The sequence below is a fragment of the Streptomyces sp. NBC_00258 genome (genome assembly GCF_036182465.1).
Lineage (GTDB): Bacteria > Actinomycetota > Actinomycetes > Streptomycetales > Streptomycetaceae > Streptomyces.
Map to the genome: position 1 here is coordinate 4306481 of NZ_CP108081.1, position 22606 is coordinate 4329086.

Here is a 22606-nt window from a genome sequence, read left to right on the forward strand (position 1 = left end):
TGCTTACGGATTTCGCCCCGCCGGGCGAATAGCCCTAACGGTCCGCCACCCTCATTTCGAACCACGTCGTCTTGCCGCGAGGCAGGAGATCCACGCCCCAGCGGTCGGAGAGTTTGTCGACGAGGAAGAGGCCTCGGCCGCTGACGTCCATCTCCTGGACCGGCATGAGGCAGGGAAGGCCACGGGAGGGGTCACGGACCTCGACGCGGATCCAGCCCCGACGGCGGCGCATCCGGAGCCCGAACACCCGCGCACCCGTGTGCCGCACGGCGTTGCCCACCAACTCCGAGACGAGCAGGACCGCGTCCTCGGTCATCTTCGGCGAGAGCCCCCAGTGGCGCAGAACCACGACCTGGGTGAGCCGACGCGCGGTGGCCGCGGACTCGGGCCGGGAGGGCAACGGCACCTCCCCCTCGGTCGGATTGCCGAACAACTCCAGCGCCTTGAGCGCGTGTTCGTCCTCGACCGCGGGCGACCAGCGCGCCGCGGTCGCACTCCCGTGCCGCCGCGGCTGTTCGATACCCTCCAGCCCCGCCATGCCCCCATCATGGCCGCCCAGAGGCCTCGTTGGGGGCGTTCCGGAGGAATACGCCCCCCGGAACCCCCCATTCCGCACGATTCGATCGGCATATGCCAACGGCAGTTCGGGGGCGACCACAGCCTGCCTGGCCTGCGGGAAAAGGCCTCGTCGGGGCAATCGCCCGCCGCCCTCGACAAGGAAGTCTTAAGGTTGCCTTAACCCTCGGATAAACCGCCCCTTCGAGGGACGCGGGTAAGACATCGCGTCAACTGCAAGTGGATCAGCGGAATTCGACGGGTGACTTTCCCGGCACCCGCAATCCCTTGCCACGGACACCCGCAACCCCTGCCGCAGACACCCACGACTTCCTGCCGCGGCCCCTGTCAGAGGAACTTCGCCTTGCCCGGGCCCTCCTCCACGAAGCTCTTCATCCCCCGCTCCCGGTCCTCGGTGGCGAACAGCCCCGCGAACCAGTTGCGTTCGATGGCGAGCCCGGTCTCGATGTCCGTCTCCAGGCCCGCGTCGACGGACTCCTTGGCGGCGCGCAGCGCGAGCGCCGGCCCCTGGGCCAGTTTCGCGGCCCACGCGTGCGCCTCGGTGTACACCTCGCCGGCCGGTACGACCCGGTCCACCAGGCCGAGCGACAAGGCCTCGTCGGCCTTGACCATGCGGCCGGTGAAGATGAGGTCCTTGGCCTTGGAGGGGCCGATCAGGCGGGACAGGCGCTGGGTGCCGCCGGCGCCCGGGATCAGCCCGAGCAGGATCTCCGGCTGGCCCAGCTTGGCGTTGTCCGCGGCGATGCGGAAGTCGGCGCAGAGCGCCAACTCGCAGCCCCCGCCCAGTGCGTAACCCGTGACCGCGGCGACGACCGGCTTGGGGATGCGGGTCACTGCGGTGAAGGAGTCCTGCAGGGCCCGGGAGCGTACGACCATCGCCGTATGGTCCATGGCCTGCATCTCCTTGATGTCCGCGCCCGCCGCGAACACCTTCTCGCCGCCGTAGAGGATCACCGCGCGCACGTCCTCGCGGCGCGCGGCCTCCTCGGCGAGCTCCTTGAGGCGGTCCTGTGTGGCGACGTCCAGCGCGTTCATGGGCGGGCGGTCGAGACGGATCGTGCCGACACCTTCGGCGACTTCGAGATGCACAGTCATGAAGGCAGGTTAACGAAGGCTAACGACAACGGCCCCGGTGTGCTGCGTCACAGAGGAGCAGCACACCGGGGCCGTACGAGCCGCGACAACGCGGGCCGGGAGAAGCGTGGTCAGTGCCGCCCCCGTCCGCGGACCGTCACGCCTTCCACTTCTCCCACGACATGTTCCAGCCGTTGAGCCCGTTGTCCGGGTCCACGATCCGGTCGTTGGAGTTCTTCACGACCACCACGTCACCGACGATCGAGCGGTCGAAGAACCAGGCGGCCGGTGCGCCGCGGTCGCCGCCGCCGCGCTGGTCGCGCAGGCCGATGCAGCCGTGGCTGGCGTTGTAGTTGCCGAAGGCGTCGCCGCCCCAGTAGTTGCCGTGGATGAAGGTGCCCGACGTGGTCAGCCGCATCGCGTCCGGCACGTCCTTGATGTCGTACTCGCCGCCGTAGCCGACCGTCTCACCGTTCATCCGGGTCACCCGGAGGCGCTCGGTGATGACCATCTGGCCGTTCCAGGTCTCGTAGCCGGGCTTGCCCGTCGTGACCGGGATGGTCTTGATGACCTTGCCGTCGCGCTTGACGGTCATCTTCTTGGTCTTGACGTCGACGGTGGAGACCTGGCTGCGGCCTATCGTGAACTTCACGGTCTTGGCCTGCTCGCCGTAGACACCGGGCCGGCCCTCGACGCCGTCGAGGTTGAGCTTCACGGTGACCTTCGTACCGGGCTTCCAGTACTTCTCGGGGCGGAAGTCGAGGCGGTCGTTGCCGAACCAGTGGCCCTCGACGTCGACCGCCGGCTCGGTCTTGATGTCTATCGCCTTCTCGACGTCCTCGGGGTGCGTGATCCCCCGTGTGAAGTTGACCGAGAAGGACATCCCGACGCCGACCTTCGAGCCGTCCTCCGGCGTGAAGATGCCGACGAACGTGTTCTTCGGGGTCAGCGTGGTGAACGCCGACTCCTCCGCCGACTCACGGCCCTCGGAGTCCTTGGCCACCGCGTGGACCTTGTACTTGGTGGACGCGGCGAGATGCGTGGCGGGCGTCCAGGTCGCGCCCCCGTCGGTGATCTTCCCCTCGACCGGGTTGCCCTTGGTGTCCTCGACCTCGACCTCGGTCAGCTTGCCCTTGGCCGCCGTCACCTTGAGCGCGCCGCTGGTCTTCACACCGTTGGCGCCGTCCTTCGGGGCCACGGTCACGACCGCCTGCGAGACCTTGGTGTCCGCCTGGCCCGAATCCTTGCCCCCGCCCTTCCCCGAGCCGGACCCGGAATCCGAGTCCCCTCCCCCGCCGCATGCGGTCACGACGAGCATCAGGGTCCCCAGCGCCAGCGCCAGGGCCCCCTTTCCACGCCGTGTCCGCGCGCCAACCGACGCCCCCGATATCGGTCGCCCGTTCAAGTTCGTTCTCCCCTCGCACGGCCTGATCAAGGCCCGCACTACCCATCGATGGTCGCCCCGTGACGCCTGGGCCCATGGCGGGAGCCCGCAGCTCACAGCCGCGTCCCACGCGTGTATCGCGCTAATTAATCACACCGCCAGGAGCGTTGGCCTCCTGGGATTGTCACCGTTCAGTCCCAACTTCAACAGCCCGTGGTGCCACCGGCGTACGTCTTGTCCGTACCCCTATGTCCGGCTACTTCACCGCGGAGCCCGCTTTCCAGGCCTTCCATCCCATGTTCCACCCGCCGAGGCCGTTGTCAGGAGCGACCTTCTTGTCATTGCTGTTGACGACTTCGACGACGTCACCGATGAGGCTGCGGTCGAAGAACCAGCCCGCCGGGGTCGCGGAGCTGCCGCCCTTCACATCGCGCAGGCCCACGCAGCCGTGGCTGACATTGGCGGTGCCGAAGACGCCCTGCGCCCAGTAGTTGCCGTGCAGGAAGGTCCCGGAGGTGGTGAGGCGCAGCGCGTGCGGCACGTCGGGGATGTCGTACTCGCCCTTGCCGTCGGCGTCGGTGAAGCCGACCGTCGCGCCGTTCATCCGGGTCACCTCCAGCATCTCGGTGACCACCATCTTCCCGTTGTACGTCGTGCTCTTGGGGGCGCCCGCGGTGATCGGCACGGTGGAGAGGACCTCGCCGTCGCGGCGTACCTCCATGGTGTGGGCGGCGGCGTCGACGAGGCTGACCTGGCTGCGGCCGACCGTGAACGAGAAGGTCTTGTACTGCAGTCCGTACACGCCGGGGGCCGCCTCGACGTCGCGCAGCCGCAGCGCGACGGTGACCTTCGTGCCCGGCTTCCAGTACTCCTCGGGCCGGAAGTCCAGACGCTTCTCGCCGAACCAGTGCGGGGCGATCTCCACCTCCGGCACGGAGGTCACACGGACGGCGCGCTCGACGGCCGCGCGGTTCTCGATCACCCGGTTGAAGTCCAGCGAAACGATCATTCCGGTGCCGACCGTGGAGCGGTTCTCGGGCATCACGTAGCCGATGAAGCGCTCGTCGGGGACGGACGTCGTGAACGTCGCGTGCCTGGCCACCCGGCGGCCGTGGCCGTCCAGCGCGACCACGTCGACGGAGTACTTGGCGGCCAGGGCAAGTCGGGGCTCGTCCGGCCGCCAGGTCATGCCGTCCTCGGCGATCCGGCCGGGCACCGGGAAGTCCTGCGCGTCCTGGGACCTGACGACCTTCACCGACTCCAGGCGCCCGGCCGGCACCCGTACCCGCAGGCTCTCCTCGGGGCGTACGGCCTTGCTGCCGTCGTCCGGTGAGACACGGATCGTGTTCTCGGGCGAACGGGGCTTGCCGAGCACCTTGTCCACGCCGTGCGAGGTGCATCCCGCGGCTCCGGCCAGCAGTCCGGCCCATGTCAGTACGGCGGCCAGCGTGGCCCCTGCGCGCGCCGCGCGCGTCTGTGCGTGCATCACGTGGGGCCCAACGAGGAAGCGGCCCCGGGGAAGTGGGGCGGGCCTCATCCGCACGAGGCCGCGCAGCCCCCTCCTGGGGAAACGTGAGTGCGAGCCCGGCGCTGGGCAGAACAGTGGGAAGGACGACGCGACGGGGAGCCGTGGCCGGGACGCCATGGGCATCCCCGCGCGTCGCTCCCATCGAGCCGCAGGAGGCCGTGAGGTGTCGAGCGCAGCCGAGCAGGAGGCAGTGCAGGAGGGGCGCGCCCCGGGCGCCGGGCTGCCCGCGCAGCCCGCCCCCGTGCTGAACGGCAGTCCGCGCGTCGCGCCGGCCGTCCCCGTGTGGCCCGGTGCGCCGACCCCGCTCGGGGCGCGTTTCCGGACCGGTCCCGACGGTGTCTCGGGCACCAACTTCGCGCTGTGGGCGGGCGGCGCCGAGTCCGTCGAGCTGTGCCTCTTCGACTACGACGGCGTCTCCGGAGGCGCGGACGGCGCGAGCACCGAGATCCGGGTGCCCCTCACCGAGCTGACCCACGAGATCTGGCACGGTTTCGTGCCCGGCGTGCGGCCCGGGCAGCGGTACGGCTTCCGGGTGCACGGCCGCTGGGACCCGTGGACCGGCGCCCGCTGGAACCCCGCGAAGCTGCTCCTCGATCCGTACGCCCGTGCCGTGGACGGCGACTTCACGCTGCCGCCGGAGGTGTACGGGCATGTGCGCGACTGGCCCCAGCAGCAGGTCGCGGACACTGTGCGCGACGACCGGGACTCCGCTCCGTACGTCCCCAAGGGTGTCGTCGTCCACGACGACGCGCCCGACGACGAATGGACGGACGACCGCCGCCCGAAGACGCCCTGGGCGGACTCGGTCATCTACGAACTGCACGTGCGCGGCTTCACGAAGCTGCACCCGGACATCCCGGAGGAACTGCGGGGCACGTACGCGGGGCTGGCGCACCCGGCGGCCATCGAGCACCTGGTGAAGCTGGGCGTGACGGCGGTGGAACTGCTGCCGGTGCACCAGTTCGCGCACGAGGACCATCTGCTGCGCCGGGGCATGAAGAACTACTGGGGCTACAACTCGATCGGCTACTTCGCACCGCACGCCGGGTACGCGGCCTCGGGGACGACCGGCCAGCAGGTCGGCGAGTTCAAGAGCATGGTGCGGTCGCTGCACGCCGCCGGTATCGAGGTCATCCTCGACGTGGTCTACAACCACACGGCCGAGGCGGGCGAGCTGGGCCCCACGCTGTCGCTGCGCGGCATCGACAACCGCGGCTACTACCGGCTGCAGAGCGACGCCCGGCGGTACACGGACTACACGGGCTGCGGCAACACCCTGCACGTCGTTCAGCCGCATGTCCTGCGCCTGATCACGGACTCGCTGCGGTACTGGGTGACGGAGATGGGGGTGGACGGCTTCCGGTTCGACCTGGCGGCCGCGCTGGCCCGCTCCATGCACGACGTCGACATGCTGTCCCCGTTCCTGGCCGTCATCGCCCAGGACCCGGTGCTGCGCCGGGTGAAGCTGATCGCCGAGCCGTGGGACGTCGGCTCCGGCGGCTATCAGGTCGGGGCCTTCCCTCCCCTGTGGACCGAGTGGAACGACCGCTACCGCAACGCCGTACGGGACTTCTGGCGGGGCGCGCTGCCGGACGTACGGGATCTCGGGTACCGGCTGTCGGGGTCGAGCGACCTGTACGCGTGGGGCGGGCGGCGGCCGTACGCCTCGGTGAACTTCGTGACGGCCCACGACGGTTTCACCCTGCGGGACCTGGTGTCGTACGAGCGCAAGCACAACGAGGCCAACGGCGAGGGCAACCGGGACGGCACCGACGACAACCGCGCCTGGAACTGCGGGACGGAGGGCGAGACGGAGGACGCCCGCGTACAGGGTCTGCGGCGCCGTCAGTTGCGCAACCTCCTGACCACCCTGCTGCTGTCCACGGGTGTGCCGATGCTGGTCGCGGGGGACGAGCTGGGGCGGACCCAGGGGGGCAACAACAACGCGTACTGCCAGGACAACGAGATCAGCTGGATCGACTGGACCCTGCTCGACGATCCCGACTGGCGGGCCCTCTTCGACCTGACCGCCCGTCTGATCGCCCTCCGCCACGCCCATCCCGTGCTGCGGCGGCGTGCCTTCTTCTCCGGCCGGGCCCACTCGGCCGACGGGCTGCGCGACCTGGCGTGGTTCACGGCCCGCGGAGCGGAGATGACGGAACGGGACTGGTACGCGCCCGCGGCGACGCTCGGTATGTACCTGTCCGGACGGGACATCCCCGGCCGGGACGCGCGGGGCGTGCCGGTCACGGACGACAGCTTCCTGGCCGTCCTGCACGCGGGCGACCGGCCCGCGAGCTTCGTCCTGCCCGGACCGCCGTGGGCGGAGCAGTACGAGGTCGTCGTCGACACGTCGCGGGAGGAGCAGGGGGAGACGCCCGGGGTGGTGCACCGGGCGGGGGCGGCGATCACTGTGCCGGCGCGGGCGGTGATGTTGCTGAAGGTGGCGAGTTGAGGGTGGCCGGGTGAAGGAGGCCGACCGAGACAACGTTTCAGGACCGTGAACTCCGCGCGGGATTCCTGGCCATGAGGGTGACCGGCTGATCACACTGATGCCACTCCCTCTCTCCCCGCAAGGATTCCGCATGCCTGAAATATCCCGCCGCGCCTTCGCTGGTCTCGTCGGTGGCGGTGCCGTGACCGCCGTCGCCAGTACGGCCACCGCCGCCGGGGCCGCGCCCGCCGAACGCCCCTTCAAGGCGCGCCCCGCCGCCGCCGGCAAACGCCCCAACCTCCTGGTCATCCTCGGCGACGACCTCGGCTGGGCCGACCTCTCCTCCTACGGCGCCCCGCACATCAAGACGCCGAACCTGGACCGGCTGGCCCGGCAGGGGGTGCGGTTCACCGACGCGTACTCCGGGTCCGCGACCTGCTCTCCGACCCGGTTCAGCCTCTACACGGGGCGCTACCCGGGCCGGACGCCGGGCGGTCTTGCCGAGCCGATCGCGAACAAGGCCCAGGGGCTCGACCCGAACCACCCCACGCTCGCCTCCCAGTTGAAGAAGGCGGGCTACTCGACCGCTCTGATCGGCAAGTGGCACTGCGGCTGGCTGCCCGACTACAGCCCCACCAAGTCCGGCTGGGACGAGTTCTTCGGCAACTTCGGCGGCGTACTGGAGTACTTCTCCAAGCTCGGCCAGCTGGGCACCTACGACCTCTACGAGGGTGACGCCGAGTACCAGGACCTGCGCTACTACACCGAGGTCCTCACCGAACGGGCCGTGGAGTACGTCGGCCGGGACCACGACAAGCCGTGGCTGCTGAACCTCAACTTCACGACCCCGCACTGGCCCTGGCTCGCGGAGGACGACGCGGAGACCGGTGCCGAGATCGCCGCGAAGATCCGGGCCGCGAAGAGCCAGGCGGAGGTCTCCAGGGCTCTCAACCACTACGACGGCGGCTCGGTCGAGAAGTACACGCAGATGGTGGAGAGCCTGGACGCGGCCGTCGGCGAGGTGCTCGCGGCGCTGCGCAGGTCCGGGCAGGAGGAGAACACGCTGGTGCTGTTCGCCAGCGACAACGGCGGGGAGCGCTACTCGTACAACTGGCCGCTCAGCGGAGAGAAGTTCGTGCTCCTGGAGGGCGGTATCCGGGTGCCGGCCATCGTGCGCTGGCCCACCCGGATCGACGGCCGCCAGGTCAGCCACGAGCCGAACTTCTCCCCCGACTGGACAGCCACGCTCCTGGAACTGGGCGGCGCCCGGCCCGACCCGGCCTACCCGCTGGACGGCAGGAGCCTCGCCGGATACCTGCTGCGGGGCGAGGACGTGCCCGAGCGGGACCTGTTCTGGCGGGTCCGGGCCAACCGGGCCCTGCGGCGCGGCGACTGGAAGTACTACCGGGACGAGACCGGCGAGGACCACCTCTACAACCTCGCCGCCGACTCCCGCGAGCAGGCCGACCTCGCCCCGGACAGGCCGGAGTTGCTGGCCGAGCTGAAGGCGTCGTGGGAGAAGGTCGCGGACGGCCTGCTCCCGTACCCGACCGCGTAGTCGGGCGATGCAGTCGGGCGGATCAGCCCAGGATTCCCCGGTCGTAGGCCGTCGCCACCGCCGCCGCCCGGTCCTTGACGCCCAGCTTGGCGTACAGGTGGGTGAGGTGGGTCTTCACCGTCGCCTCGCTGATGAAGAGTTCGCGGGCGATCTCGCGGTTGGACGTGCCCTTGGCGACCAGGGTCAGGACCTCGCGTTCGCGGGCGGAGAGCGGCTCGTTGCCGGGGGCCCTGGGCGTACGGACCGCGGAGACCAGCCGGGAGGCCACGGCCGGGGAGAGGACCGTACGGCCCTGGGCGGCCGCCCGTACGGCGGTGAAGAGCTCGTCGCGGGGCGCGTCCTTGAGGAGGTAACCCGTCGCGCCCGCCTCGATCGCGGGGATCGTGTCGGAGTCGGTGTCGTACGTCGTCAGGACGAGGATCTTGGCGCGGGCGCCCGCGCGGGTGAGGTGCGCGATCGCCTCGACACCCCCGCCGCCCGGCATGCGCAGGTCCATGAGGATCACGTCGGGGTCGAGCGCGGCGGCCTTCCCGACCGCCTCGACGCCGTTCGACGCCTCTCCCAGTACGCGGAATCCGGGCGCGGACTCGAACATGCCGCGCAGACCGTCCCGTACGACGGGATGGTCGTCCACGACGAGGAGGGAGATCGTCCCCTCTTCCGTGCCGTCGTCTGTCGCGTCATCTGTCATGGCGTACCAACGGTACGCGAGCGGAGAGGGCCGTGCCGAGGCCCGGCTCGGACTCGACGGCGAGGGAGCCGGCGACGCGTTCGGCGCGGGCGCGCATGCCGTCGAGGCCGAAACCGGCGGCGGTGGAGCGGGCGGGGACGGCGAGCGGGTCGAAGCCGCGGCCGTCGTCGCGGATGTCCAGGATCACCTCCTCGCCGAGGAAGGTCAGGGTGAGGCCGAGGCGGGTGGCGTGGGCGTGCCGGGAGGCGTTGGACAGGGCCTCCTGGGCGATGCGCAGGAGGGTCGCCGAGATCTCCTCGTGGAGTTGCTCGGTGGTGCCGGTGACGGTGAACTCGGCGCGTACGCCCGTCCGTTCGCCCCATTCGGCGACCGTCTTCTTCAGGGCTTCGGGCAGTCCGTCGTTCTCCAGGGCCACGGGGGCGAGGTTCTGCACGGAGCGGCGGGCCTCGCCGAGGCTGTGGCGCGCGAGGGTGGAGGCGCGGTCGAGATGGGTGCGGGCGGTGGGCAGGTCGGGGGCGCTCGCGACGACCTGGAGCTGGGCGATGATGCCGGTCAGGCCCTGGGCAATGGTGTCGTGGATCTCGGCGGCGAGGCGCCGGCGTTCGTCGGCGACCCCTGCCTCCCTTGCCTGGACGAGGAGTTGGGCGTGCAGGGCGGCGTTCTCGTCGAGGGCCTGTTGCAGGGCGGTGTTGGTGCGTTCGAGTTCGGCGATGGTCCCGGCCCGCTCGCGGGAGCGCTGCTCCTCCTGCTGGTTGAGGTGGCCGACCACCATCATCAGGGCGTTGTTCGCGACGATCATCACGCCGAACAGCACCCACTGGACCGGGCTGCGGAACGGCAGCCCGCCGGCCTGCGCGCCCGCCACCACGACGACGGTGGCGAAGAGGCCGAGCCGCTGCCGGCGCGTTCCGGACATCAGTTCGTCGGTGTCGAAGTAGCCGGTGGACGCGTAGAAGGCGAAGAACGGGTTCAGCCAGGTGAGGGGGAAGGAGATCACCCACCGCAGAACGTAGTAGACGGTCCCGCTGCGGGACGGGGTCCGGCGGCCACGGCGGGGCCCGTGCCACAGCTGGAGCACCACCGCGGCGACCACCAGCGCCCCGGCCGTGTACCACTCGGCGGGACTCTCCATGAGCTCGCCGGCGAGGACCGAAAGGACGGTGGAGACAAGGAGCAGCCCGTAGGGACCCCAGGTGTGGAGCTGGTCCCAACGGTGCTCGATCCGCCGATCCGCCTCGGTCATCTCCCCAGTCTGCACGGGCCCTCCCCTACTCCCACCGGAACCAGCGTGACGCCGCGGCCGTCAGCAGCACCGTCCAGGCCACGAGCACACCCAGGTGGCCCCAGCCGGGCCAGTCGCCCGCCGCCGCCTGGTTCAGGGCCTCTGCCGCGGCGCCGAACGGCGTGTAGCCGACGACCCGGGCCAGTACGTCGGGCATGGTCTGCACCGGCATCCACACACCCGCGCAGAACATCGCCGGGAAGAACACGGCCGACCCGATGGCGCCCGCGATCTTCGTCGTCCGGGACAGGGCCGAGATCACCGCGCCCAGGGCGAGGGCCGCCAGCACGGCGAGGAGCAGCGCCAGCGCGTATCCGAAGGGCTGCTCGGGCAGTCGTACGTCGAAGGCGAGGCGGCCGACCGCGAGGGCGAGCAGGGACGACGTCAGGGCGGCCCCGCCGTACATCAGCATCTGCGCTGACAGCAGGGCCGCGGGCCGGACCGGGGTGGTGGACATCCGGCGCAGGATGCCGCGCTCGCGGTAGCCGGTGAGGGTCTGCGGCATCGCCTGCAGACCGCCGACGGTCAGGCCAAGCAGCACGCTCACCGGGACGTAGGCGTCGACCGGGCGCAGCCCGCCGAAGTCCGGGTCGGCGTCGCGGAAGGCGGGGATCGAGCCGAGGATCACCAGCAGCAGGGTCGGGAATCCGAGGATCCAGAAGAGGCTGCCGGGCTCCCGGCGGAAGAGGCGGACCTCGCTCCTCAGTACGGCGGGGTTGACGAGAGCGGTGTCGCCGAGGGCCGTGCTCATGCTGCTTCCTCCTTCGTGGCGTCGTTCATGGCGTCCTTCGCGGCGTCCTTGGTGAGGTCGAGGAACGCGTCGTCCAGCGTGGCGTCGGTGACGCGGAGTTGGTGGGCCGTGACGTGGGTGCGGGCGAGAAGGGTGATGACGGCGTTGACGGTCTCGTCGGTGCCGGACAGGGTGACGCGGCCGTCCCTGTACTCGACCGACGCGAGCGCCGGGAGCGAGTTCAGGTCACGGTCGTCCAGCGGGGCGGACGGGGTGAAGCTGATGACGGTGGCGCCCGCCGAGCGGCGGATCAGACCGGCCGGGGTGTCGAGTGCGGCCACCCGGCCCTTGTCGATCACGGCGATCCGGTCGCAGAGCCGTTGCGCCTCCTCCATGAAGTGCGTGACGAGCAGGACGGTGACGCCGTTCGCGCGGATGTCCTCGATGAGCTCCCAGGTGTCGCGGCGGGCCCGCGGGTCGAGGCCGGTGGTCAGCTCGTCGAGGACGACGATCCGGGGGTTGCCGATGAGGGCGAGCGCGATGAACAGGCGCTGCTTCTGGCCGCCGGAGAGCTTGGCGAAGCGGGTGGTGAGCTTGTCGGTGAGGCCCAGGCGTTCGGCGAGAGGACGCCAGTCGAGCGGCCTGGGGTAGAAGGCGGCGTACAGCTCCAGCGCCTCGCGGACGGTGAGTTTGGCCTGCAGCTCGCTCTCCTGGAGCTGCGCGCCGAGCACTCGGCGGGTGGCCGCGTGCTCGGTGACGGGGTCGAGGCCGGTCACCCGGACGCGGCCCGCGTCGGGCACGCGCAGGCCCTCGACGCATTCGACGGTGGTGGTCTTGCCGGCGCCGTTCGGGCCGAGGACGCCGAAGATCTCGCCCTCCTCGACCGTGAAGGAGACACGGTCGACGGCGGGCCTGCCGCCGTAGGACTTGCGCAGATCGGTGACTTCGATCATGGATGTGGATGACATGTTCCGAGCGTCCCGCCGGGGCCGGGTGCGCCACATCGGCCGTCGCGCTCGAACGCGCATCAACCGATCGGTTGATGCCGTCGTACGACCCGGCCGCACCGAGCGGACGGCCCTCCCGCCCTGCGCGTACGACCCGCTCGCTCATGCGTACGACCCGTCGAACACGCAGGTCGTAGGACCAGCGGCGGATCCGGGACCGGCCAAAACTCGGTGGGCGTTGTCAGTGCCGATCCGTAGGCTCGCGTTGATGCCCACTACACCCGCACCCGCCGACACCCCCGCCGAGGAAGCCCCGGAAACCGAACCGGCCAGGAGCCGTTCCGCCGTACGAAGCCTGCTGCGCCTGTGGCCGTATGTGCGGCCCGTGCGCGTCCGGCTCTTCACGGCGGCAGTCGTCGCGGTCGCCGCCTCGTGTACGGGGCTGGTGATCCCGCTCGTACTGAAGTGGATCGTGGACGGTCCGGTGGCCGACCGGGACACGGGCGGGGTGTGGCTCGGGGCGCTGTGTCTGCTGCTGCTCGGGCTCGCCGAGGCGGTGCTCTTCGGACTGCGGCGGTGGCTGGTGGCCCGGCCGCTCGCCGGGGTCGAGGCGTCGATGCGGGCGGATCTGTACCGGCATCTGCAGCGGCTGCCCGTGGCGTTCCACGACCGTTGGCCCTCGGGGCAGTTGCTGTCGCGCGGCACGACGGATCTGATGCTGCTGCGGATGTTCCTCGCCTTCCCGCTGACGTTCCTGCTGGTCAACGGCGTGACGATTCTGGTGGGCTTCGTCATCATGCTGGCCCAGGAGTGGACGCTCGGGCTGGTGCTGCTCGCGCCCGCCGTGCCCGTGATGATCGTCTGCTGGCTCTTCGAGAAGCGGTACTCGAAAGTGGCGCGGCGGGCACAGGACCAGGTCGGCGATCTGACGACACTCGTCGAGGAGAGCGTGCTCGGCATCCGGATCATCAAGGGCTTCGGGCGCCACCGCAGTCAGGCCCTCGCCTTCCGGGACCTCTCCCGCACCCTGCGCGGCACGGAGCTGGCCAAGGCGCGTCTGCTCGCCTGGATCTTCGCCGCGATCACGATCCTGCCCGAACTCGCCATCGGCGCGGCGCTCGTGCTCGGGACGGTGCAGGTGGCCGACGGCGAGCTGTCCACCGGCACACTGGTCGCCTTCCTCTCCACGGCTCTCGCGCTGCGCTGGCCCATCGAGTCGATCGGCTTCCTGCTGGCGATGAGCCAGGAGGCGGCGACGGCGACGGAGCGGTACTTCGAGGTGATGGACGCGGAACCGGAGTCCGGGGCCGGCGGCACCGGCACCTCCTCCGCCCTCCTCCCCTCTCCGGCCCCCGGCTCCAGCCCCGATCCGAAGCCCAGTGGACTCCGTTTCGACGCCGTCCGGTTCCGTTACCCGGACGCCCCGGCGGACTCCGCTCCCGTTCTCGACCGCATCGACCTCCACATCCGCCCCGGCGAGACCATGGCTCTCGTGGGAGGCACGGGCACCGGGAAGACGACACTCACCGCGCTCGTCCCCCGGCTGCACGAGGTCACGGCGGGCCGGATCACCCTTGACGGCGTGGACATCACCGAGATGCCCCGGGAAACACTGCGCGCACTCGTGGCGGTCGCCTTCGAGGAGCCGACCCTCTTCTCCGCGAGCGTGGGGGAGAACGTCCTCATGGGCGCCGGGGCCCACGCCGGCGAGACCGAGCTGAACCGTGCCCTGGCCGTGGCGCAGGCGGACTTCGTCCACGCGCTGCCCCATGACACGGACACACAGGTCGGCGAGCAGGGCCTCAGCCTCTCCGGCGGCCAGCGCCAGCGCCTCGCCCTGGCGCGGGCCGTGGTCGGCAGACCCCGCTTCCTCGTCCTGGACGACCCCCTGTCGGCCCTGGACGTGCACACGGAGGCCCTGGTCGAGGCGGCCCTGCGCCGCGTCCTCGCCGATACGACCGCCCTCGTCGTGGCCCACCGCCCGTCCACGGTCATGCTCGCCGACCGGGTGGCGCTGCTCTCCAAAGGGCGTATCACCGCCGTCGGCACCCACCACGAACTGCTGCGTACGAGCGCCGAGTACGCCTGGCTGATGTCCGGGACGGCAGAGACAGCGACAGCGACAGCGACGAGCGAGGGGGACGGCCGATGACGGCGCCCACGACCACCGCGCCGACCGACGAAGAGGACCGGCCGGCACCTCCGCCCAAGGGCGGCGGCGACCCCTTCGACCGCGACTCCCTCCCCGCTCCCCCGCGCGCGACGGCCACCCTCCTGCGCTCCCTGCTCGCACCGATGAAGGCCCGCGTCGTCCTCGCCGCGGTCCTGCTGCTCCTCCAGCAGGCGGCCGTGCAGGCGGGCCCGCTCCTCGTGGCGTACGCGATCGACCGTGCCGTACCGGCCTTCCGCGGCGACGACCACGGTCCGCTGATCGCCGTGGCGGTCGCCTACGTCCTGGCGTCGGTGGCGGCCGGCACGCTCCAGTACGGCTTCGTCCTCACCTCCGCCCGCGTCAACCAGGACGTCCTGCTCGACCTGCGCGGCAGGATCTTCCGGCACGCGCAGGCGCTCAGCGTCGACTTCCACGAGCGCTACACCTCGGGCCGGCTCATCTCGCGCTCCACGACGGACGTCGAGTCGCTGCGCGAACTGCTCAGCGAGGGCCTCCAGGAGCTCATCACCGTCATCCTGTCGTTCGTCTACATCTCGGCGCTGCTGCTCTGGCTCGACCTGGGCCTCGGCGCGGTCGCCGTGGCCTCGTTCGTGCCGCTGTACCTCCTCATCCGGCTCTACCGGCGCCGCGCCGGACGGATCTACAGCGTCCGCTCGACCGCCATCGCCGCCGTCATCGTGAAGTTCGCGGAGACGATGAACGGCATCCGGCCGGTGCGCGCGTTCCGCCGCGAGGCCGTCAACGACGCGGACTTCCACGTACTGAACAGCCGACACGAGCGCGTCAACGGCGACGCCATCCTGGAGATGGCCCGCTATGTCATCGGCTCCCGGCTCGTGGCCAACACCGCGGTCGCGGGGATCGTGCTGTGGGGTGCCTACCGGGTGGCCTCGGGTTCGCTGGCGCTGGGCGTGCTGGCGGCCGCGGTGCTGTACCTGCGCCGGCTGTACGACCCGATCGACCGGCTCGGCATGTTCCTCAACTCGTACCAGTCGGCGGCCGCGTCCCTGGAGAAGATCGCGGGTCTGCTGGCCCAGGTCCCCTCGGTGCCGGAGCCGACGCGGGCGCGTGCGCTGCCGGAGCTCGTCTCCGAACACCCGGGCCGCGAGGTCGAGTTCGTCGACGTGCGCTTCACGTACCGCACCGGCGGCGAGGTGCTCCCGCCCTTCTCGCTGACCCTTCCGGCGGGCCAGACCGTCGCCGTGGTCGGCTCCACGGGCGCGGGCAAGTCGACGCTCGCCAAGCTCCTGGCCCGCTTCTACGACCCCACCGACGGCCGGGTCCTCCTCGACGGCGTCGACCTGCGCGAGCTCTCGGTGCCCGAACTGCGCCGCGGGGTGGTGATGGTGACGCAGGAGGCCTTCCTGTTCTCCGGCACGGTCGCGGAGAACATCGCCATCGGCCGCCCCGACGCCTCCCGCGAGGACATCGAGCGGGCCGCGAAGGCCATCGGCGCCCACGACTTCATCAGCGCCCTGCCGGAGGGCTACGACACGGACGTACGCAAGAGGGGCGGCCGCATCTCGGCCGGTCAGCGTCAACTCGTGGCGTTCGCCCGGGCGTTGCTCGCCGATCCGGCGGTGCTGATCCTGGACGAGGCCACCAGTTCGCTGGACGTGCCGGGCGAGCGGGCCGTCCAGCGTGCCATGGACACGGTCCTGCGCGGCCGGACGGCGGTCGTCATCGCCCACCGTCTGTCGACCGTCGAGATCGCCGACCGGGTGCTGGTCATGGAGCACGGCCACATCGTCGAGGACGGCAGCCCCGCCCAACTCGTCGCGGACACGGGCAGATTCGCGGACCTTCACCAGGCGTGGCGGGACAGCCTGGTCTAGCGGCACAGCGAGTGAGCCGAAGGGGCGCGCCTGTGTCGAGGGGCCGAGTGCGCGGAGGCCCGACGGAGGAGGGTCGAGCACGGTCGGTCCCTCGACACAGGCTTTGGCGCCCCGGAGGCGAACCGAGCGAAAAAAGAGGGGTCAATGGTCGACGCGTACGAGGATCCGGGGACACCCGACTGTCGTGGTGGAGCGCGGTACCTCTGGTGGCTGGTCGCCAGACAGCCGGGCCGGGCCACCGCGGGGGCGCTGCTGGGCACCGTCTGGATGGTGCTCATGGCGCTGACGCCGTATCTGCTGTCCCGGGCGATCGACGACGGCCTCGAACCGGGTGACCAGGCGGTGCTGGCGGGCTGGTCCGCCGCGCTGCTGGGCGTCGGGCTGTTCAACTCCTGGGTGAGCATCATGCGGCACCGCACGATGACCAGGCTCCGGATGGACGCCAACTTCCGGTCGGTCAAGCTCGTGGTGGGGCAGGCGACCCGGCTGGGTGCGACGCTGTCGCGCCGGACCGGAGCCGGGGAGGTCGTGACCATCGGTGTCGGTGACGTGCAGACGATCAGCCAGTCCCTGACCGTCGTCGGCCCGGGCGTGGGCTCGGCCGTTGCCTACGCCGTGGTGGCCGGACTGCTGCTTTCGGTCTCCCTGCCGCTGGCCGCGGTGGTGTTGCTCGGGGTGCCGGTGATAGTCGTACTCGTCGGTCCGCTGATGGGGCGGCTGCGGGGCGCGGAGACGGAGTACCGCGAGCGGCAGGGCGTGCTGACCGCGCGGATCGGCGACCTCGCGGGCGGGCTGCGCGTCCTCAACGGCCTTGGCGGCAAAGGGCTGTTCGCCGACGCCTTCCGCCGTGACTCGCAGCGGCTGCGGATGCAGGGGTACCGGGTCGGGTCGGTGACCAGCTGGATCCAGGCGCTCGGCATCGGGCTGCCGACGGTGTTCCTGGCCGTCGTGACATGGCTGGCGGCCCGGCTCGCCGCTCAAGGGGCCATCACGATCGGCGAGTTGGTGTCCGTGTACGGCTATGTCGCGGTCCTCGTGGCGCCGGTGGCCTTCTTCGTCGAGTGCGGTTACCAGCTCAGCCGGGGTGTGGTGGCCGCCCGGCGCGTCGTACGGTTCCTGTCCCTGGAGCCGATGGAGACGGGCCGCACCTCCGTGGACGCGCCGGCCGAACCCTCCGTGCTGCACGATCCGCGGTCCGGCGTGCGGGTGGCGCCCGGCAGGCTGACCGCGCTGGTCGGCGCCCGTCCGGCGGAGTCCGCCGCCGTGGTCGACCGGCTCGGCCGGTACACCGCGTCGGCGGCGACCTGGGGCGGCGTACGCCTCGACGCGATCGCCCTGCCGCAGGTCCGGGCACGCATCCTGGTCGCGGACAACGAGGCCGACCTGTTCGCGGGCACCCTGCGCGACCTGGTCTCGGGCCGCGGGGACCCCGACGAGGAGACCGTCGCGGCGGCGGTTCGCGCGGCCGTGGCGGACGACGTCGTGCTCGGGCTGCCGGACGGGCTCGACTCGGGCGTCGACGCACAGGGCCGCAGTCTCTCCGGGGGCCAGCGGCAGCGCGTACGCCTGGTGCGGGCGCTGCTCGCCGACGCCGAGGTGCTGCTCGCGGTCGAGCCCACGTCGGCGCTGGACGCGCACACCGAGGCCGCCGTCGCCGCCCGGCTGCGCGCGGCGCGCTCGGGCCGTACGACCGTCGTGACCAGCACTTCTCCGCTCGTCCTCGACCAGGTGGACACCGTGTACTACCTGGTCGACGGCAAGGTCGCGGCCTTCGGCAGCCATCAGGAACTCCTCGACGGGGAGCCGGAATACCGCGCGCTGGTGGCCCGAGACGCGGACATGGACGACACGGACGACGTGGACGACGTGGACGACGTGGACGGCACGAACATCGATGAGCCGGATCCGGACGCGTCGTCGCGCCCGGCCGCGGCATCGGATCTGGACGCAGAGGAGGCCGTGCGATGACCGCTCAGCTGCCGGTCGCCGAGCCGGCCGACGTACGCAGGGCCGCGGGCCGGCTGATCCGCGCGGACGGCCGCGCCTTCGCCGTCGTGCTCGTCCTGAACGCGCTGGCCGCCGCTGCCGGTCTGGTAGGTCCATGGCTGCTCGGCCGCATCATCGACGAGGTCCGGGCCGGTGGCGGCGTGGCCGTCGTGGACCGTCTGGCGCTGGTCATCCTGGTGTGCGCGCTGGCGCAGCTGGTGCTGGCGCGCGGCGCCCGGTACGTGGGGTACCGGTTCGGGGAGCGGACGCTGGCGCGGGTGCGCGAGGAGTTCGTCGAGCGGACGCTGACGCTGCCCGCCTCGGTCGTGGAGCGGGCGGGCACGGGCGATCTGACGGCCCGGGGCACCGCGGACGTCTCGGCGGTGGGTACGACCCTGCGCGACGCCGGTCCCGAGCTGCTGATCTCCTCGGTCCAGTGTCTGTTCCTCCTCGGCGCGGTCTTCGCGCTCGACCCGCTGCTCGGCGGCTGCGCGGTGCTCGCCCAGGCAGGTATCTGGCTCGCGCTGCGCTGGTATCTGCGCCGGGCGCGCACCGGCTATCTCGCCGAGGGAGCCGCCACGTCGGAGGTCGCCGAGATCCTCACGGCCACCGCGTCCGGCGGGCGCACGGTCGAGGCGTTCGGACTCCAGCGGCGGCGGATCGCCGCGAGCCGGGACGCCCTGGAGACGTCCAGGCGTACCCGGCTGTACACGCTGTACCTGCGGACCGTGTTCTTCGTGACCGTGGAGATCTCGTTCGTACTCCCCGTGGCCGTCGTGCTGCTGGTCGGCGGTGCCCTGCACGAGCGGGGCACGGTGAGCCTGGGCGCGGTGATCGCGGCGGCCCTGTATCTGCGGCAGCTGGAATCGCCGCTGGACCAGGTCCTGATGCGGGTGGAGCAACTGCAGAGCAGCAGCGCCTCGTTCGCCCGGGTGGAGGGCCTCGGCCGGGCGCCGCGGGCCGTCCCGTCCGGCTCTCCGGCCCCGGCGGACGACCGGATCGACGTGACGGACGTGCGCTACTCGTACGATCGCGGGGGCGAGGTCCTGCGCGGGGTGGACCTGACCGTGCGGCCCGGGGAGCGGCTGGCCGTGGTCGGACCCTCCGGCGCCGGGAAGACCACCCTGAGCCGGCTGCTGGCGGGCATCGACGCGCCGCGCTCGGGCTCGGTGACGGTGGGCGGGGTGCCGATCGTCGACCTTGACCCGGAGCAGCTGCGGCGGCAGGTCGTGCTCGTCACCCAGGAACACCACGTGTTCCTCGGCACGGTCCGCGACAACCTGCTCATCGCCGAACCGTCCGCCGGTGACGCCGAGTTGTGGGCGGCCCTCGCGGCTGTCGGCGCCGACGACTGGGTCCGGGAGCTGCCGGACGGCCTCGACACCGGGCTCGGGCCCGACAGCCCCCATCGCGCGGACGGCTCCCGGGCGCAGCAACTCGCCCTGGCCCGGGTCGTGTTGGCAGACCCCCACACCCTGATCCTCGACGAGGCCACGGCACTGCTGGACCCGGCGACCGCACGCCACACGGAGCGCGCGCTCGCCGCCGTCCTCGAAGGCCGCACGGTCATCGCCATCGCCCACCGCCTGCACACCGCCCACGACGCGGACCGGGTCGCCGTGATGGAGGACGGCCTGCTGACCGAACTGGGCACCCACGACAGTCTGGTGGCCGCCGACGGCGCGTACGCGGCCCTGTGGCACTCGTGGCACGGCGAGCGGCCGGGGCTTCCCGACCAACGGCCTTCATGAGCCCGGTCCTTCATGAGCCCGGTCCTTCGCGGGCCTCAGCCATCACGGGCCTGAGCCATCACGGGCCTGAGCCATCACGGGCCAGGCGCCCGGCAACGCACCCGTCGGCAACGAGTCCGTATACCGAACATGACCACCCGGACAACGAACCGTTTCCAGCCAACTTCTTGATGCGCACCTGACAGAGAGCGCAATCTCCTGCCACTCTTCCCACGACCACTCCACAGCAACCCCACAAGAACTGCTGTGCCGTGGTGGACCCCCACGCACGCCCGCACGTGCCCCATGCAAGTGGTTCCGCGTTCTGCCTTGTTCTGCCCGGACGGATCCCAACCGTCCGGTCCCCCCTGGCCGCGCGATCCGCGATCCGCGGCCACGCAGAAGGAGTCCGTGTTGAGACGCACCTCCCACAGACGCACCTCCCACACCGCAGGCACTTCTCAGACCGTGGGTAACTCCCGTTCCGCGTTCGCCTCCCGTTCCACCCGGCGCAAGGCCGCCGCCGGCGCGCTCGTCGCCGTCGCCGCCCTGCTCGCCGCGGCCGTCCAGACGGGCGCCGCCACCGCCGACACCAAACCCGCCCCGGGCAAGCTCGACAAGGGCTCGCTGGCCGTCAAACTCTCCCCCGCCCAGCGCGCGGCGCTGATCCGCGACGCCGACTCGGCGAAGGCGGACACGGCGAAGGAACTCGGCCTGGGCGCCCAGGAGAAGCTCGTCGTCCGCGACGTCGTCAAGGACGCCGACGGTACGGTCCACACGCGCTACGAGCGTACGTACGCCGGACTCCCGGTCCTCGGCGGCGACCTGGTCGTCGACACCGCCAAGTCGGGGAAGACGGAGGCCGTTACGCGCGCGGTGAAGGCCCAGCTCAAGGGCATCACCACCAGCGCGGCGGTAAAGCCCGCCGTCGCCGAGAAGCAGGCCCTGAAGGCCGCCTCGGCGGAGGGCTCGAAGAAGACCGAGGCGGACGGCGCGCGCAAGGTGATCTGGGCGGCCGACGGCACGCCGAGCCTCGCGTACGAGACGGTCGTCGGGGGCCTGCAGCACGACGGCACCCCGAACGAGCTGCACGTCATCACGGACGCGGCCACCGGCAAGAAGCTCTACGAGTACCAGGCCGTCGAGACCGGCACCGGCAACACCCAGTACAGCGGCTCGGTGACCCTCGGCAGCGCCCAGTCCGGGTCGACGTACAACCTCACGGACACGACCCGCGGCAACCACAGGACGAACAACCTGAACCGCGGTACGTCGGGCACCGGCACGCTCTTCTCCGGCGCCGACGACGTCTGGGGCAACGGGGCCGCGTCGAACCTGGAGACGGCGGGCGCGGACGCCCACTACGGGGCCGCGCTGACCTGGGACTACTACAAGAACGTGCAGGGCCGCAGCGGCATCCGCGGTGACGGGGTCGGCGCGTACTCCCGCGTCCACTACGGCAACAACTACGTCAACGCCTTCTGGCAGGACTCCTGCTTCTGCATGACGTACGGCGACGGCTCGGGCAACGCCAAGCCGCTCACGTCGATCGACGTGGCCGCGCACGAGATGACGCACGGCGTCACCTCCAACACCGCGGGCCTGGTCTACAGCGGTGAGTCGGGCGGCCTGAACGAGGCCACCTCCGACATCTTCGCGGCGGCCGTCGAGTTCTACGCCGGCAACTCGCAGGACGTCGGCGACTACCTGGTCGGCGAGAAGATCGACATCAACGGCAACGGGACGCCGCTGCGTTACATGGACAAGCCGAGCAAGGACGGCTCGTCCAAGGACAGTTGGTACTCGGGCATCGGCTCGATCGACGTCCACTACTCCTCGGGCCCGGCGAACCACTTCTTCTACCTCCTCTCGGAGGGCAGTGGCGCCAAGACCGTCAACGGCGTCTCGTACGACTCGCCGACCTCCGACGGACTGCCGGTGACCGGCATCGGCCGCGAGAAGGCCGCGCTGATCTGGTTCAAGGCGCTCACCACGAAGTTCACGTCGACGACGAACTACGCGGCGGCCCGCACCGGCACGCTCGCGGTCGCGGGTGAGCTGTACGGCACCACGAGCGCCGAGTACACGGCGGTGCAGAACGCGTGGGCCGGTATCAACGTCGGCACCCGGCCCGGCGGCGGGGGCGGCGGCACGTCGTTCGAGAGCACGACGGCCGTATCGATTCCGGACAACGGAGCGGCGGTGACGTCGTCGATCACCGTCTCCGGCCAGGCCGGCAACGCTCCCACGAACCTGGTCGTCACCCCGAACATCACACACACGTGGCGCGGTGACCTGGTCGTCGACCTGGTGGCACCGGACGGCACGAGCTACCGCCTCAAGCCCTTCAGCTCCTCGGACTCGGCGGACAACGTGACCGAGCCGTACACGGTGAACGCGTCCTCCGAAGTCGCCAACGGCACCTGGCAGTTGAAGGTCCAGGACCAGGCGGCGCAGGACACCGGCAGGATCAATGGCTGGAAGATCACCTTCCCGCAGGCGTAACCGGTCCGGGTGAGCCCCGACCACGCGGGCTCGCTCAGGTTCACACGCACAGGGCGCCGTCCCGGGGATCCAACTCCCCGGGACGGCGCCTTTTTGCCACGCCATTGCCGCCGCCTTACGACAGCCTTCCCCACCCTTTACCAGGCCTTTGCGGGCGATCAAGTCCGCAATCC

At 71.1% G+C, this 22606-nt stretch carries 15 protein-coding genes; 7 read left to right on the forward strand and 8 right to left on the reverse strand.

The genetic code is table 11. The features are described 5' to 3' along the window. Nucleotides 1-34 precede the first annotated feature (34 nt). The 4 genes from OG718_RS19055 to OG718_RS19070 all read right to left on the reverse strand — a co-directional run bounded on the left by OG718_RS19055 (nucleotide 35) and on the right by OG718_RS19070 (nucleotide 4523). The gene (locus OG718_RS19055) at nucleotides 35-643 is read right to left on the reverse strand and encodes an ATP-binding protein (protein ID WP_186001312.1); all 609 of its coding nucleotides are present in this window, start codon (nucleotides 641-643) and stop codon (nucleotides 35-37) included. Between the two features lie 260 nt (nucleotides 644-903). Continuing rightward, nucleotides 904-1671: an enoyl-CoA hydratase/isomerase family protein gene (locus OG718_RS19060; protein WP_143640532.1), complete on the reverse strand. Its 768-nt coding sequence runs from the start codon at nucleotides 1669-1671 to the stop codon at nucleotides 904-906. A gap of 136 nt (nucleotides 1672-1807) precedes the next feature. Continuing rightward, complete coding sequence (locus tag OG718_RS19065; protein ID WP_328844665.1) at nucleotides 1808-3055, reverse strand: L,D-transpeptidase; 1248 nt, start codon at nucleotides 3053-3055, stop codon at nucleotides 1808-1810. A 235-nt stretch (nucleotides 3056-3290) separates the two neighbouring features. Continuing rightward, nucleotides 3291-4523, reverse strand: a complete 1233-nt coding sequence (locus OG718_RS19070) for a L,D-transpeptidase (protein WP_143640530.1) — start codon at nucleotides 4521-4523, stop codon at nucleotides 3291-3293. Between the two features lie 202 nt (nucleotides 4524-4725). Between OG718_RS19070 and glgX the strand changes: the two genes are divergently transcribed. Together glgX and OG718_RS19080 are read left to right on the forward strand one after the other, a co-directional pair. Further along, nucleotides 4726-7017, forward strand: coding sequence for a glycogen debranching protein GlgX (gene glgX / locus OG718_RS19075; protein WP_143640529.1), 2292 nt, complete (start codon nucleotides 4726-4728; stop codon nucleotides 7015-7017). A gap of 130 nt (nucleotides 7018-7147) precedes the next feature. Beyond that, entirely contained in the window at nucleotides 7148-8554 is a 1407-nt protein-coding gene (locus tag OG718_RS19080) for a sulfatase family protein (protein WP_328844666.1), read from the forward strand. A gap of 22 nt (nucleotides 8555-8576) precedes the next feature. On the opposite strand, the gene OG718_RS19085 is transcribed toward OG718_RS19080, so the two are convergent. The 4 genes from OG718_RS19085 to OG718_RS19100 are packed head-to-tail and all read right to left on the reverse strand — an operon-like array spanning nucleotide 8577 to nucleotide 12225. Further along, the gene (locus OG718_RS19085) at nucleotides 8577-9245 is read right to left on the reverse strand and encodes a response regulator (protein WP_143640527.1); all 669 of its coding nucleotides are present in this window, start codon (nucleotides 9243-9245) and stop codon (nucleotides 8577-8579) included. Continuing rightward, nucleotides 9235-10488, reverse strand: a complete 1254-nt coding sequence (locus tag OG718_RS19090) for a sensor histidine kinase (protein WP_143640526.1) — start codon at nucleotides 10486-10488, stop codon at nucleotides 9235-9237. The genes OG718_RS19085 and OG718_RS19090 overlap by 11 nt, the downstream gene beginning before the upstream one ends. Before the next feature lie 25 nt (nucleotides 10489-10513). Then, nucleotides 10514-11278, reverse strand: coding sequence for an ABC transporter permease (locus tag OG718_RS19095; protein WP_306937804.1), 765 nt, complete (start codon nucleotides 11276-11278; stop codon nucleotides 10514-10516). Next, nucleotides 11275-12225: an ABC transporter ATP-binding protein gene (locus OG718_RS19100; RefSeq protein WP_186001297.1), complete on the reverse strand. Its 951-nt coding sequence runs from the start codon at nucleotides 12223-12225 to the stop codon at nucleotides 11275-11277. Before OG718_RS19100 ends, OG718_RS19095 begins: the two co-directional genes overlap by 4 nt. Before the next feature lie 247 nt (nucleotides 12226-12472). Between OG718_RS19100 and OG718_RS19105 the strand changes: the two genes are divergently transcribed. From OG718_RS19105 to OG718_RS19125, 5 genes are all read left to right on the forward strand, one after another. Continuing rightward, nucleotides 12473-14356 carry an ABC transporter ATP-binding protein gene (locus OG718_RS19105; RefSeq protein ID WP_328844667.1) on the forward strand — a complete coding sequence of 628 codons (1884 nt, stop codon included), beginning with the start codon at nucleotides 12473-12475 and terminating at the stop codon, nucleotides 14354-14356. Then, the gene (locus OG718_RS19110) at nucleotides 14353-16212 is read left to right on the forward strand and encodes an ABC transporter ATP-binding protein (RefSeq protein WP_143640523.1); all 1860 of its coding nucleotides are present in this window, start codon (nucleotides 14353-14355) and stop codon (nucleotides 16210-16212) included. The genes OG718_RS19105 and OG718_RS19110 overlap by 4 nt, the downstream gene beginning before the upstream one ends. Nucleotides 16213-16356: 144 nt before the next feature. After that, complete coding sequence (locus OG718_RS19115; protein WP_328844668.1) at nucleotides 16357-18180, forward strand: ABC transporter ATP-binding protein; 1824 nt, start codon at nucleotides 16357-16359, stop codon at nucleotides 18178-18180. Further along, nucleotides 18177-19949, forward strand: a complete 1773-nt coding sequence (locus OG718_RS19120) for an ABC transporter ATP-binding protein (protein ID WP_306937812.1) — start codon at nucleotides 18177-18179, stop codon at nucleotides 19947-19949. Before OG718_RS19115 ends, OG718_RS19120 begins: the two co-directional genes overlap by 4 nt. A 447-nt stretch (nucleotides 19950-20396) precedes the next feature. Beyond that, on the forward strand, nucleotides 20397-22433 hold the full coding sequence (locus tag OG718_RS19125) for a M4 family metallopeptidase (RefSeq protein ID WP_260695420.1): 2037 nt from the start codon (nucleotides 20397-20399) through the stop codon (nucleotides 22431-22433). The last annotated feature ends 173 nt before the right edge of the window (nucleotides 22434-22606 follow it).